The sequence below is a fragment of the Actinosynnema sp. NPDC091369 genome, assembly GCF_044757065.1.
Taxonomy (GTDB): Bacteria; Actinomycetota; Actinomycetes; order Mycobacteriales; family Pseudonocardiaceae; genus Actinosynnema.
Genome location: NZ_JBIVUG010000003.1, coordinates 408,637 through 421,413, shown reverse-complemented (window position 1 = coordinate 421,413; position 12,777 = coordinate 408,637). Strand labels below are relative to the sequence as shown.

Here is a 12,777-nt window from a genome sequence, read left to right as displayed (position 1 = left end):
GTCAGCGCAGGCCCGTGCCGCGGGCGAGCGCGGTCTCGATGAGCGTGGTCAGCAGCGCCGGGTAGCCCACGCCCGTCTCGGCCCACATCCGCGGGTACATCGAGATCGGCGTGAAGCCGGGCATGGTGTTGACCTCGTTGACCACGAGCTCGTCGTAGTCGGTGACGAAGAAGTCCACCCGGGCCAGGCCCTGGCAGTCCAGCGCGCGGAACGCGGCGACGGCCATCTCGCGCAGGTCGCGGGTGACGTGCTCGTCCAGCTTGGCGGGGATGTCGAACTCGCAGACGTCGTCGAGGTACTTGGCGTCGAAGTCGTACCAGTCGACCTCGCCGCCGACGATGCGCAGCTCGGCGGGCAGCGACGCCTCCACCCGGCCGTCGGGGAACTCCAGCACGCCGCACTCGACCTCGCGGCCGGAGACGGCGGCCTCGATGATGACCTTCGGGTCGGTCTTGCGGGCCAGCGCGATCGCGCTGTCCAGGTGGGCCCAGTCCACGACCTTCGAGATGCCCACGGACGAGCCGGCGCGGGCGGGCTTGACGAAGACGGGCAGCCCCAGGCGTTCCCGGTCGGCCTCGGTCAGCGTCTCCTGGTCGCGCCGCAGCACGGCGAACTCGCCGACCGGCAGCCCCGCGCCCTTGAGCAGGCGCTTGGTGAACTCCTTGTCCATGGCGACCGCGCTGGCCAGCACACCCGGTCCCACGTACGGGATGTCGGCCAGCTCCAGCAGGCCCTGGATGGTGCCGTCCTCGCCCCACGCGCCGTGCAGCACGGGGAACACGACCTCCACGTCGGCCAGCACCTCGGTGGGCGCCACCGGCACCAGTTCGTTGCCGGACACGGGGACCAGCGCGTTGACGGTGGGCAGCTGCCGGTCCCGCACTTCGAGCGCCTTGGTGTCGTCGGCGCCGATCACCCACGCGCCCGTTTCCGTGATGCCCACCGGCACGACGTCGAACCGGTCCCGGTCCAGGTGGGGCAGGACACTGCCGGCGGACAGGCAGGAGACCATGTGCTCGCTGCTGCGCCCGCCGAACACCACGGCGACCTTGGTCTTGCGCTGTGTCATGGCTCGGACCCTACCCGGATGGCGTAACCGGCCACCTCCACCGCACACCCGAGCGCAGAACTCAGGGGTCCTGAGCGTTCGACTCTCGGGACCTGAGCGTTCGACTCTCGCGAGAGTCCTGCGTTCGGGACGGGTGAGTCGAGCGTTCGGAACGGGCGGAGATGATGCGGATCAGGGTCGGGACGGCGGCGGTCAGCTGGTCGCGGGAGCAGGCGCTGTAGCCGATCGCGGCGCCGTGCACCTTCGGCCGGCCGGCGTGGTGGCGGGCCAGGCCGTCCAGCCGCAGCCCGAGGCCCAGCGCGTCCGCCAGCACGTCCCGCTCCGCCTGCGCCGACGGCAGCGGCACGACGACGTGCGCGCCCGCGTCGTCACCCAGCACCGGGATTCCCGCCTCGCCGAACGCCGCCGACAGCAGCGCGCGGCGCTCCGACAGCTCGCGCCGCAGCTTGCGCAGGTGCCGGCCGAGGTCCCCGTTGCGCGCCAGCTCGACCAGCACCCGCTGCCCCGCCGCGGACGGGCTGGTGCCGGTGCGGTCGCGGTGCGCCAGCACCTCCGCCGCGATCGGCTCGGGCGCGACCATCCACCCCGCGCCGAGCGTCGGCGTGAGGATCTTGCTCGTCGTGCCCAGGTGCACCACCACGTCCGGTGCCAGCGCCGCCAGCAACGGCAGCGGCGCGACGTCGTAGCGCAGCTCGCCGTCGTAGTCGTCCTCGACGACCAGCCAGCCCTCCGCGCGGGCCCGTTCCACCAGCGCCACCCGCCGCGCCGCCGACATCCGCCCGCCCATCGGGTACTGGTGCGCCGGCGAGCAGTACACCCCGCGCACGCCCGGCGGCACGGCATCCACCAGCAGCCCCTCGGCGTCCACGGGCGCCTGCACGACCTTCACCCCGGCCGACCGCAACGCCCACACCGCCCGCTGGTACCCCGGCTCCTCCACCGCCACCGCGTCACCGGGCCGCAGCACGGCCGCGCCCAGCTCCACCAACGCCGCCGTCGTCCCGCCGGTCGCCAGCACCAGCTCCTCCCGCAACCCGCCCCGCACGGCCAACCCCCGGTGCCGCAACAGGTGCTCGGCCACCACCGCCCGGTACTCCGGCAACCCGCCCCGGGCCGGCCGGAACATCGGCTGCACGTCCGCCGCCGCGCGCCACGCCCGCCGCCACGCCGCCCGGTCCAACCCCTCGGCCCACGGCGAGCCGGGTGCGAGGTCCACCACGTCCGCCTGCGTCACGGGAGCCGCCGCCCGCCGCGTCCGCGCCTTCAACGCACCCGGCGGGGTCGTCGTCACGTACGTGCCGGAACCGTGCCGTCCCGCGATCCAGCCCTCGGCGTGCAGCTGCTCGTATGCTGCCGCTGTCACGGTCCGGCTCACGCCGAGCCGTTCGGCCAGCGCCCGGGTCGAGGGCAGCCGGTCGCCGCTGCGCAGCCGGCCGTCGGCCGCCGCCGCGCGCAGGGCGTCCGCGAGCTGCACGGCCAGCGGTTCGGCCGACTCGCGGTCCAGCACGACCGCCAATGCCGTCTCCGCCACAAGTGGCCTCCTCAAATCGCCGAGAATTGGCACTTGAAGAGGGCCACTTTACCGGACAGGCTCAGCCCATGACGCTGTCACCGACGGACCGCAGCACCATCAAGCGGGGCCGCAAGCGCGCCGTGACCGAACGCGAGGCGCTGCACGCGGTCCTCGACGCCGCCCTCGTCTGCCACCTCGCCGTCGTCGTGGACGACGCGCCGCTCGTGCTGCCCACGGGCTACGGCCGCGACGGGGACACGCTCTACCTGCACGGCTCCACCGGCGCGCGCAGCCTCCGCGAAGCCGCGACCGGCGTGCCCGTGTGCGTCGGCGTCACGCTCGTGGACGGCGTCGTCTACGCCCGCTCCGCGTTCGACCACTCGATGAACTACCGCGCCGCCGTCATCCACGGCACCGCCGTCCCGATCACCGACCCCGACGCCAAGCGGCACGCCCTGCGCGTGCTCACCGAGCACCTCGCGCCCGGCTCGTGGGACTACGCCCGGCCGCCGACGGCGAAGGAGCTCGCCGCCACCGCCGTGCTCTCCCTCGACCTCGCCGAGGCGTCGGTGAAGATCCGCAGCGGCCCGCCCGGCGACGAGCCCGAGGACGTCGAGGCCAACGCGAGGTGGGCGGGCGTGCTGCCGCTGCGCACGGTGTGGGGCGAGCCCGAGCCGGACCCGGCGCTGGTCGGCGACTGGGACGTGCCGCCGCACGTCACCGCGCGGAGGTAGCCCCCGACAGGGGGTCGTACCGGACCGGCCGCAGGGTGCGCCCGCCGTCGCGGAACACGTGGATCGTGACGGCGGGGTCGCTCCCGTCGTTGCGCACCTGGTGGACGTACCCCGGCCCGAACACCCGCGACTGCCCCGCCACGAGGTGGTGCAGCACCTGGGTCGGGCCGGGCGTCACGACCTCGGTCAGCGAGCCGCTGACCACGGTGAACGCGCCGCTGGTGACGCCGTGGTCGTGCAGGTCGGCGTGCTGGCCGGGCAACCAGCTCATCAGCCACACCTCCTGCTCCGGCGTGCGGTCGACCAGCGCGGCGAAGCGGGTCTCGGGGTCGTAGCGGAGCAGGTGGGCCCAGCGCTCGCGCCGTGCCGCCGTGTCGAGCGCGATCCGCACGGGGTGCAGCGCGGCGTGCGACTGGGGCAGGGCGATGGTGTTCTCCGGAACGGCGAACATGGTTCCTTCTCGGGACTCGGTGAGTGTGCGGGCCTCAGGGGCGCGCGGGACGCGAGACGATCACCGGGAAGGACAGAGCGCGCTGGCGACCAGGCGGAGGTCGATGTGACCCCGCCCGTCGGTCATGGCGCGAAAAGACATGGTGACGAGGGTGGCAGCCGGTTCGCCGCCACGCAACCCGTCCCACGCGGTGAAACCCGTCAGAGTGACCGGAGCACGTCCTCGACCAGGTCGGCGGTGTCCTCGCACCCCGCGGACAGCCGCACCAGGCCCTCCGGCACCGGGTCGCCCCACTGCGCCCGCCGGTCCAGGCTGGTGTGCAGGCCGCCGAAGCTCGTGCTCGCGAACACCAACCGGGACTTCTCCAGGAACGACGCCACCGCGGCCTCGTCCGCCAGCACGAACGTCAGCACCCCGCCGAACCGCCGCATCTGCTTCGCCGCGACCTCGTGCGCGGGGTCCTCGGGCGCGCCCGGCCACCGCAGCCCGGTCACCGCCGGGTGGTCCTTCAGCACCTCGTACAGCGCCGCCGCGTTCGCCGCCTGCCGGCTCAACCGCAGGTCCAGCGTCCCCAGCCCGCGGTGTGCCAACCACGCCTCGAACGGACCGGGGATCGCCCCGCTCGTGGTCCGCGCCGCGCGCACCCGCTCCGCCAGGTCCGCGTCCGCCGTCGACACGTGCCCCAGCAGCACGTCGCTGTGCCCGGCCACGGCCTTCGTGTCGCTGCTCACCACCACGTCCGCGCCCAGCGCCAGCGGCTGCTGCCCCAGCGGCGTCGCGGTCGTGTTGTCCACCGCCACCAACGCGCCGGCCGCGTGCGCCGCCTCGGCCAACGCCGTGATGTCGCACACGTCCAAACCCGGGTTGGACGGCGACTCCAGCAGCACCAGCCGCACGCCCTCGAAGGACGGGTACGGCCCGGCCGTCGGCGCCTCGACCACCCGGACCGGCATCTCCGCCACCAGCGTGCGGGTCAGGTAGTAGCCGTCACCGGGCACCACCACCACGTCGCCGGGCGCGAGGACCACGCGCAGCAACGTCGAGATCGCCGCCATGCCGGACGGGAACAGCACGGCCGTGCCGCCGTCCAGCTCGCCCAGCGCCGACTCCAACGCCCGCCACGTCGGGTTGTGCGCCCGCCCGTAGGTGTCCGCGCCGCCCAGGTGGTACGCCGAGGCGAACACCGGCCCGGCCAGGAACGGCTCACCGGGCGCGGCGCCCGTCGTGTGCACGACGCGCGTGCCGTCACCCCACGTCACTGCCGTTCCGCCTTCCGCTCGCGCCCGAGCAGCGCCGCCGTCAGCACGCGCGGGTCCAACCCCTCGTGGCACACCTGGTGCACGCCGTCGGTGATCGGCATGTCCACCCCGACCCGCGCCGCCAGCTCGCGGATCGACGAGCACGACTTCACGCCCTCGGCGACCTGCCCGTGCGCGGCCTCCTGCGCCTGCGCCAACGAGTCGCCGCGCCCCAGCCGCTCCCCGAACGACCGGTTGCGCGACAGCGGCGACGCGCACGTGGCCACCAGGTCGCCCAACCCCGCCAACCCGGCGAACGTCAACGGGTCCGCGCCCAGCGCCGCGCCCAACCGCGCCGTCTCGGCCAACCCGCGCGTGATGATCGAGGCCATCGTGTTGTCCCCGAACCCCAGTCCCGCCGCCATGCCGCACGCCAGCGCGATCACGTTCTTGCACGCACCGCCCAGCTCGCAGCCCACCACGTCGACGTTCGTGTACGGCCGGAAGTACGGGTTCGAGCAGGCGTGCTGCAACTCCACCGCCCGGTCGTGGTCGGTGCACGCGATGACCGTCGCGGTCGGCTGCTCGGCCGCGATCTCCTTGGCCAGGTTCGGCCCGGACACCACCGCGACCTGGTCCTCCGGCACCCCGGCGACCTCGCGGACCACCTCGCTCATCCGCTTCAGCGTGCCCAGCTCCACGCCCTTGGCCAGGCTGACCAGCGTCGCCCCCGACGGCAGCCACGGCCGCCAGCCGGCCAGGTTCTCCCGCAGCGTCTGGCTGGGCACGGCCAGCACCACGGCCTGCGCGCCGTCCAACGCCTTCTCCGCGTCCGACGTGGCGGCCAGGTTCGCGGGCAGCACCACGCCCGGCAGGTAGTCCGCGTTGACCCGTTCCTCCGAGATGGCGTCGGCCACGTCGGCGCGCCGCGCCCACAGCACCACGTCCGTGCCGGAGTCGGCGAGCACCTTGGCGAAAGCGGTGCCCCACGACCCGGCGCCCAGCACCGCGACCCGGTCCACGTCAGACCTTCTTGGTGTAGAAGCCGTCGGGCGCCTGCTCCTGGCGGATGTCCGCGAGCAGGTCCTTGACCTCGTTCATCAGCACGTCGGTCACCTCGCGCAGCAACGCCAGGTTCTCCGGCCGGCCCCGGTAGGCGCTCAGGTCGACCGGCGGTCCGACCTTCGTCACCACGGTCTTGCGCGGGAACGGCCGGAACTTCTTGCGGTAGTGGTCGTAGAGGTCGCGGGTGCCCCAGCGCGCCGCCGGCAGCACCGGCACGTCGTGCTCCAGCGCGAGCCGCGCCACACCGGTGCGCGAGGCCATCGGCCAGCCGTCCGGGTCGCGGGTGATCGTGCCCTCCGGGTAGATGACGACCACGAGCCCCTTCTCCAGCGCCTCGTGCGCCGCGCGCAGGCTCTGCTGGGCGTCCGCGGTGCCGCGGTAGACGGGGATCTGCCGAGCGCCCCTCACCACCGTGCCGACGAACGGGACGTTCCACAGGCTGTGCTTGGCGAGGAAGTGCGGCACGCGCCCCTGCCTGTGCGTGAAGACGGCGTCGTAGACGGGGTCCAGGTGGGACACGTGGTTCATCACGATGAGCGCCCCACCGGTCCTGGGCACCCGCTCGCCCCCCTCGTCGCGCCGCCGCGCCATCACCGCGGTGACGGGGTAGAAGACCGCCGCGGCGAGCCCGACCCAGAAGCCGCCCTTCTCCTTGGCCACGTGCACTCCCTCTTCGTCGTGGACCTGGAGTCTTCCCCGGAGCCCCTGGCCAGGTCCAGCCGGCATCCGGGAGTATGGCGGGGTGGGAGCCGACGTGGACCTGGTGGTGCCGGTCAAGACGCTGGAACGGGCCAAGTCACGCCTGGTCGGCACCCGACTGGACCGCCCGGCGCTGGCGCTGGCGTTCGCTTTGGACACGATCCTCGCCGCACTCCCGGCCGTCCGCCGTGTGCTGGCCATCACCTCGGACCCCTCCGTCATCGCGGAGTTGCGCGCCCTCGACGTCGAGTCCGCACCGGGCCCCGAAGGTCTCAACGAGTCACTCCAGTTCGGCTTCGAACTCCTCCGCTCCCGCGACCCCGACTCCGTCGTGGGAGCCCTCCAAGCCGACCTGCCCGCTCTCCGGACCCGGGACCTGACCGCCGCCCTGTCCGCCGCCCGGGGCCGCTCGTTCTGCCCGGACCGCCAGGGCACGGGCACCACCCTCCTGCTCTCCACCCCCGGCGGCGACCTGACCCCCACGTTCGGCCCGGACTCCGCCGCCGCCCACACCGCCTCCGGTGCCACACCCCTCCTCGGCCCGTGGCCCTCCCTGCGCCACGACGTGGACACCGCCGAAGACCTCCGCCTGGCCGCCGACCTGGGCCTGGGCCCCCACACCTCCGCCACCGTCACCCCGGTCGGCCTCTGACCCGCGCACACCCACGCCGTCCCTCCCGGAAGAGGGCCCTGTGTCATCCCGCCGACCTGGCTGCGCCAAGTCGGCGGGATGACACGACGCCGGAACGGGGCTCACCGCGTCGCAGCGGTCATCCTGCTGATCCGCCCGTCCGGCGAGGGCCCCTCCGATCTCCGGCCTTCACCTCAGCAGCAGGGCTGCCCGGGCACGCACCGCCCCACCAACATCGGACAGGCGAACCCGTAATCGGGATCCGGCGCCAACGGCAACCTCCGCCTCGGGCTCTCCACCGGCCGAACCTCCGCCGCACCGGCACCCACCGGCACCGTCTTCAACGTCACCTTCGTGTGCGAAGCCTGCGCCTCGTACGCCCGCGCCGTGAGCTTCACCACTTCCACCCCGCGGGCGATGTCCGCCACGAACACCCGCCCCCGGTGCCAGTACGGCGCGAACGACACCGCGCCCTCGGGCCGCCAGTAGGCCACCTGGATCGGGTTGGCCGGGTCGCTGATGTCGAGGAACCGCGTCCCCTGCTCGTACCAGGAGTACGCCACGATCCGCTCGTGCACGTCGAAGTAGTGCGCCGAGCAGAACGTGTCCGGTCCGGGCAACGTGCCCTCCTGGTCGTCCGGCGACCAGACACCCACCGTCTTCAGGTGGAACGGCTGCTCGGGCGTCGCCCGCCACGACTCGCCGCCCGTCGACCCCTCCAGCGACGAGATCACGAACCGCCCCTGGTCCTTGCACGTCGCCGACCCGAAAGCCTCCTCGGTGTGCAGCAGCAAGCTGCCCGCCGGGTGCTCCCGCGTCGGTTCGGGCCCGTCCTTGAGCGTCCGCCCGACCGGTCGGAACGAGTTGTGCGAGAACGACGTCGGCATGTCCAGCTTCGGCGCCGCGCCGCCCGCGTACGGGACCGGGTCCACCGGTGTGGCCTCGCGCACCCGCCCGCTCAACGGGTCGCGGTGCCAACCGCGCGTGTAGTAGCCGCGCGTGCCGCCGGTACCGGCCACCCACGCCACGCCCGCCGCGTCCACCTGGACGTCGTGCGTCATGTGCGTCTCGCCCTGGTTGCGGTTGAGGTCCACGTACGTGCCCAGGGTCTTCGGGTTGCGCGGGTCGCGGATGTCGGTGACGAACACCTTGCCCGAACGCCGGTAGGTGTCCGGGTCGGTGGACGGCGTGCCGTCGTAGCCGGTCGTCCACAGGTACGTGCAGTCGTTGACGCACGACGTGATGTGCCCCGTGCCCATCGGCGCGAAGCTCAGCAGCTCCAGCCGGGCCGGGTCGACCGCGGACACGAAGTACACACCCGTCGGCCGGTCCGCGCCCGCCTGGCGGCCGAACGCGCTGCGCTCCCGCGCCAGGAACACCAGCTTGCGGTGCGGGTCGACGGTGACGTCCTCGTTCTCCCAGAACCGCTGCTCGGGGTCGTCGCCCGGCAGCGCCAGCTCCTGCTTGGTCAGGTGGTCGAGCAGCTTCGGCCGGTCGACATCGCTCACGTCGTACGTCTTCAGCCCGAACGTGCCGCTGAGGAACATCACGTCCCGGTGCCGGTACTGCATGAAGTTGATGGAGACGGCACCCTCGGTCTCCGGGATCGCCGCGCGCAGCTCGACGTTCTCCGCCGCCGCCTGCAACCCCTCACCCGACGCCGTCGCCGGCTCCGACGCCCCCGCGACCGGCTCCGCCGCCCGAGCGGACGCCGTCCCCTGACCAGCGGCGACAACACCGCCGACCAGCAACGCGGTCAACACCCCTGCCACAACCCTCATGCCGACTCCTTCCGGTGATGGGGCCGATGCGGAGCGTCGCAGCGCCACCCGACCGCCCACCACCCGCCAATCGGCTAGCTTTGCCCCGTGACCGAACACCCGCGCGAGCAGGCGACGGTGAGCGCCCATCACCCGGACGGCTCAGCGACCGTGCTGCGCGACGACGGCGTGCTGGTCGACGTGACCGCCGAAGCCGTCGCCGAAGGCGGTTGGCGCGCGCTGCGCCCCGGCCAGCGGGTCGCCCTCGTGCGTGATGCCGCCGGTGACGTGCGAGGCGTCCTGCGCCCCGTGTGACGCGGAGTTCACTTCCTCGTCGGCTCCGCTCAGCGCGCTGTCGCCCATATTGGGGAACAATGCTGATCGTGAGCACGGACAACACTCCCGAGCAGCCCGCGCCCAAGCGACGGACGAGGACGCCGCGGGCCACGCCGGCGGCGAGCACCCCCCGACGCGGACCGCGCCCGGCCGTCCGCCGCGGCAGCACCCGTGCCACGCCGCTCCAGGACGTCGAGGCGCCGACGCGCTCGTTCCCCGGCTCACCGCCCGCCGTCACGGCCACCGAGGCGCAGGCCGACCTGCCCGACGACCGGTACTTCAACCGGGAGCTGTCCTGGTTGGACTTCAACGCCCGGGTGCTCGCGCTGGCCGAGGACGCCTCCCAGCCGCTGCTGGAGCGGGCGAAGTTCCTGGCCATCTTCGCGTCGAACCTCGACGAGTTCTACATGGTGCGCGTCGCGGGCCTGAAGCGCCGCGACGAGACGGGCCTGTCGGTGCGCAGCGCGGACGGCCTCACCCCGCGCGAGCAGCTGTCCAACATCTCCAAGCGCACCCAGGAGCTGGTCGAGCAGCACGCCAGGGCGTTCCTCGACCACATCCAGCCGGAGCTGGAGAAGCACGGCATCAGCATCGTCAACTGGGCGCAGCTGACCGACTTCGAGAAGCTGCGGCTGTCGAACTACTTCACCGACCAGGTGTTCCCGGTGCTCACGCCACTGGCCGTGGACGCCGCGCACCCGTTCCCCTACATCTCCGGCCTGTCGCTGAACCTGGCCGTCACCGTCCGCGACCCGGAAGGCGGCGCGGAGCGTTTCGCGCGCATCAAGGTGCCGGACAACGTGCCGCGCCTGGTCCGGGTGGAGAGCGACCGGACCAGCCCGACGGCGACGTTCCTGCCCTTGGAGGAGCTGATCGCGGCGCACCTGGGCGAGCTGTTCGCGGGCATGCAGGTGATCGAGTGCCACGCGTTCCGGGTCACCCGCAACGCCGACCTGGAGGTCGAGGAGGACCAGGACGAGGACCTGCTCAAGTCGTTGGAGCGGGAGCTGGCGCGCCGCCGGTTCGGGCCGCCGGTGCGGCTGGAGATCGCCGACGACATGACCGAGCACATGCTGGAACGGCTGCTGCGCGAGCTGGAGGTCGACCCGCACGACGTCGTCCAGGTGCCCGGCCTGCTGGACCTGTCGTGCCTGTGGCAGCTCTACAGCGTGGACCGCAAGCAGCTCAAGGACGCGCCGTTCGTCCCGGCGACGCACTCGGCGTTCGGCGAGCGGGAGACGCCGAAGAGCATCTTCGCCACCCTGCGCGAGGGCGACGTGCTCGTGCACCACCCGTACGACTCGTTCTCCACGTCCGTGCAGCGGTTCATCGAGCAGGCGGCGGCCGACCCGCGCGTGCTGGCCATCAAGCAGACCCTGTACCGCACCTCGGGCGACTCCCCGATCGTCGACGCGCTGATCGACGCGGCCGAGGCGGGCAAGCAGGTCGTGGCGCTGGTCGAGATCAAGGCGCGGTTCGACGAGCAGGCGAACATCAAGTGGGCGCGTGCGCTGGAGAAGGCGGGCGTGCACGTCGTCTACGGCCTGATGGGGCTCAAGACGCACTGCAAGACCGCGTTGGTCGTCCGGCAGGAGGGTTCCCGGATCCAGCGCTACTGCCACATCGGCACCGGCAACTACAACCCGAAGACGGCCCGGCTGTACGAGGACATCGGCATCCTCACCGCCGAGCCGACCATCGGCGCGGACCTCACCGACCTGTTCAACGTGCTCACCGGGTACGCCCGGCAGGACCACTACCGCAGCCTGCTCGTCGCGCCCTACGGCGTGCGGCGGGGGATCGTGGAGCGCATCGAGCGGGAGATCGAGCACGCGCGGGCCGGCTCGCCCGCGGGGGTGCGCATCAAGGTGAACTCGCTGGTGGACGAGCAGGTCATCGACTCGCTGTACCGGGCTTCGCAGGCGGGCGTCCGGGTGGACGTCGTCGTGCGGGGTGTTTGCGCGCTCAAGCCGGGTATCAAGGGCCTGTCGGAGAACATCCACGTCCGGTCCATCCTCGGCCGGTTCCTGGAGCACTCGCGGGTGTTCCACTTCGTCGGCTGCGGCGAGCACTGGATCGGCAGCGCCGACATGATGCACCGCAACCTGGACCGGCGGGTGGAGGTGCAGGTCCGGGTGACCGACCCGAAGCTCACCGCGCAGCTGGACGCGATGATGGACTCGGCGCTGGAGCCGACCACGCGGTGCTGGGTGCTCCAGCCGGACGGCGAGTGGGAGGCGTCACCCGCGGACGGCACGAGGGTGCGCGACCACCAGACCGAGATGCTGCGCAACCACCGCGCGCTGGGGTGAGGCGGTGATCCGGGCAGCAGGCGCCGTGCTGTGGCGCGAGGGTTCCGTGGCGGTCGTGCACCGGCCGCGTTATGACGACTGGTCGTTGCCGAAGGGCAAGTTGGACGCCGGTGAGACCGTGCCCGCGGCGGCGGTGCGGGAGGTGCTGGAGGAGACCGGGTTCCGGGCCGTGCTGGGGCGGTACCTGTGCCAGGTGTCGTACCGGGCTTTCGGCAAGCCGAAGGTCGTGGACTACTTCAGCGCGCGGGTCGGGTCGGGGGCGTTCACGCCGAACGACGAGGTGGACGAGCTGCGGTGGCTGCCGGTCGCCGAGGCGTCCGCGCTGGTGACGTCGGACGCCGACCGCTCGGTGCTGGCGGCGTTCGCGGCCGAGCCCGCGGACCTGGCGACGGTGTTGCTCGTGCGGCACGCCAAGGCGGGCAAGCGGGACAACTGGCCGGGTGACGACGACCTGCGGCCGTTGAGCTCGGCGGGGTGGCGGCAGGCCGGTGGCCTGCGGTCGATGCTGCCGCTGTGGGGGCCGACGCGGGTGCACTCCGCGCCGCGCGTGCGGTGCGTGGAGACCGTCCAGGGGGTGGCGGAGGACCTGGGCGTGGGCGTGCTGCTGGAGCCGCGGCTGTCCGAGGAGGGGTTCTGGCCGGACCGCGAGGCCGGGTTGGTGCGGCTGCTGGAGATCGCGGACGGCGCGGGCACGGCCGTCGTGTGCAGCCAGGGCGGTGTGATCCCGGACATCGTGTCCACCCTCGCCGACCTGGGCGGCGTGTCGTTGAGCGGCACGCCGTGCAAGAAGGGCAGCGCGTGGCTGCTGGCGTTCCGCCGGCCGGAGCCGGGGTGGTCCACTTCGGACTCGCACACCTCCTGGCCGCGGCTGGTCTCGGCGCACTACTTCCCCACCGCCCTGCCGAAGCCCACCACGTGACCTGAATCGGCCACTCGGGTCACGTCCGGCGTCCGTTCGGGCACGGTTCG

General features: G+C 72.9%; 12 protein-coding genes. 5 read left to right on the top strand and 7 right to left on the bottom strand.

The features are described from left to right. Nucleotide 1 precedes the first annotated feature (1 nt). Together ACIQMJ_RS14465 and pdxR are read right to left on the bottom strand one after the other, a co-directional pair. A complete protein-coding gene (locus tag ACIQMJ_RS14465; RefSeq protein ID WP_499761442.1) occupies nucleotides 2-1,069 on the bottom strand; it encodes a D-alanine--D-alanine ligase family protein in 1,068 nt (355 codons plus the stop codon). A gap of 61 nt (nucleotides 1,070-1,130) precedes the next feature. Next, nucleotides 1,131-2,600 carry a MocR-like pyridoxine biosynthesis transcription factor PdxR gene (gene pdxR, locus ACIQMJ_RS14460; protein ID WP_499761441.1) on the bottom strand — a complete coding sequence of 490 codons (1,470 nt, stop codon included), beginning with the start codon at nucleotides 2,598-2,600 and terminating at the stop codon, nucleotides 1,131-1,133. Nucleotides 2,601-2,668: 68 nt separating this feature from the next. Here pdxR and ACIQMJ_RS14455 point away from each other — a divergent pair, with 68 nt between their 5' ends. Further along, on the top strand, nucleotides 2,669-3,316 hold the full coding sequence (locus ACIQMJ_RS14455; RefSeq protein ID WP_499761440.1) for a pyridoxamine 5'-phosphate oxidase family protein: 648 nt from the start codon (nucleotides 2,669-2,671) through the stop codon (nucleotides 3,314-3,316). On the opposite strand, the gene ACIQMJ_RS14450 is transcribed toward ACIQMJ_RS14455, so the two are convergent. The 4 genes from ACIQMJ_RS14450 to ACIQMJ_RS14435 form a co-directional block, all read right to left on the bottom strand. Continuing rightward, nucleotides 3,300-3,767: a cysteine dioxygenase gene (locus ACIQMJ_RS14450; RefSeq protein WP_499761439.1), complete on the bottom strand. Its 468-nt coding sequence runs from the start codon at nucleotides 3,765-3,767 to the stop codon at nucleotides 3,300-3,302. The two genes, ACIQMJ_RS14455 and ACIQMJ_RS14450, sit on opposite strands and share 17 nt — an antisense overlap. 200 nt (nucleotides 3,768-3,967) lie before the next feature. Next, on the bottom strand, nucleotides 3,968-5,026 hold the full coding sequence (locus tag ACIQMJ_RS14445; protein WP_499761438.1) for a cystathionine gamma-lyase: 1,059 nt from the start codon (nucleotides 5,024-5,026) through the stop codon (nucleotides 3,968-3,970). Beyond that, on the bottom strand, nucleotides 5,023-6,027 hold the full coding sequence (locus ACIQMJ_RS14440; protein ID WP_499761437.1) for an NAD(P)H-dependent glycerol-3-phosphate dehydrogenase: 1,005 nt from the start codon (nucleotides 6,025-6,027) through the stop codon (nucleotides 5,023-5,025). The genes ACIQMJ_RS14445 and ACIQMJ_RS14440 overlap by 4 nt, the downstream gene beginning before the upstream one ends. A 1-nt stretch (nucleotide 6,028) precedes the next feature. After that, complete coding sequence (locus tag ACIQMJ_RS14435) at nucleotides 6,029-6,730, bottom strand: lysophospholipid acyltransferase family protein (RefSeq protein WP_499761436.1); 702 nt, start codon at nucleotides 6,728-6,730, stop codon at nucleotides 6,029-6,031. 82 nt (nucleotides 6,731-6,812) lie between these two features. Between ACIQMJ_RS14435 and cofC the strand changes: the two genes are divergently transcribed. Beyond that, entirely contained in the window at nucleotides 6,813-7,421 is a 609-nt protein-coding gene (gene cofC / locus ACIQMJ_RS14430; RefSeq protein WP_499761435.1) for a 2-phospho-L-lactate guanylyltransferase, read from the top strand. A 173-nt stretch (nucleotides 7,422-7,594) separates the two neighbouring features. On the opposite strand, the gene ACIQMJ_RS14425 is transcribed toward cofC, so the two are convergent. Next, nucleotides 7,595-9,181, bottom strand: coding sequence for an LVIVD repeat-containing protein (locus tag ACIQMJ_RS14425; RefSeq protein ID WP_499761434.1), 1,587 nt, complete (start codon nucleotides 9,179-9,181; stop codon nucleotides 7,595-7,597). An 87-nt stretch (nucleotides 9,182-9,268) separates the two neighbouring features. Here ACIQMJ_RS14425 and ACIQMJ_RS14420 point away from each other — a divergent pair, with 87 nt between their 5' ends. The 3 genes from ACIQMJ_RS14420 (at nucleotide 9,269) to ACIQMJ_RS14410 (ending at nucleotide 12,727) form a co-directional block, all read left to right on the top strand. Continuing rightward, the gene (locus tag ACIQMJ_RS14420) at nucleotides 9,269-9,475 is read left to right on the top strand and encodes a hypothetical protein (RefSeq protein WP_499761433.1); all 207 of its coding nucleotides are present in this window, start codon (nucleotides 9,269-9,271) and stop codon (nucleotides 9,473-9,475) included. A gap of 68 nt (nucleotides 9,476-9,543) precedes the next feature. Further along, nucleotides 9,544-11,808, top strand: a complete 2,265-nt coding sequence (locus ACIQMJ_RS14415) for an RNA degradosome polyphosphate kinase (protein ID WP_499761432.1) — start codon at nucleotides 9,544-9,546, stop codon at nucleotides 11,806-11,808. Between the two features lie 7 nt (nucleotides 11,809-11,815). Further along, complete coding sequence (locus ACIQMJ_RS14410) at nucleotides 11,816-12,727, top strand: NUDIX hydrolase (protein ID WP_499761826.1); 912 nt, start codon at nucleotides 11,816-11,818, stop codon at nucleotides 12,725-12,727. The last annotated feature ends 50 nt before the right edge of the window (nucleotides 12,728-12,777 follow it).

Bases quoted from the DNA above. Each gene is read 5' to 3' on its own strand.
- ACIQMJ_RS14455 (WP_499761440.1), top strand. From the start codon at position 2,669: ATGACGCTGTCACCGACGGACCGCAGCACCATCAAGCGGGGCCGCAAG.
- ACIQMJ_RS14465 (WP_499761442.1), bottom strand. From the start codon at position 1,069: ATGACACAGCGCAAGACCAAGGTCGCCGTGGTGTTCGGCGGGCGCAGC.
- ACIQMJ_RS14450 (WP_499761439.1), bottom strand. From the start codon at position 3,767: ATGTTCGCCGTTCCGGAGAACACCATCGCCCTGCCCCAGTCGCACGCC.
- ACIQMJ_RS14425 (WP_499761434.1), bottom strand. From the start codon at position 9,181: ATGAGGGTTGTGGCAGGGGTGTTGACCGCGTTGCTGGTCGGCGGTGTT.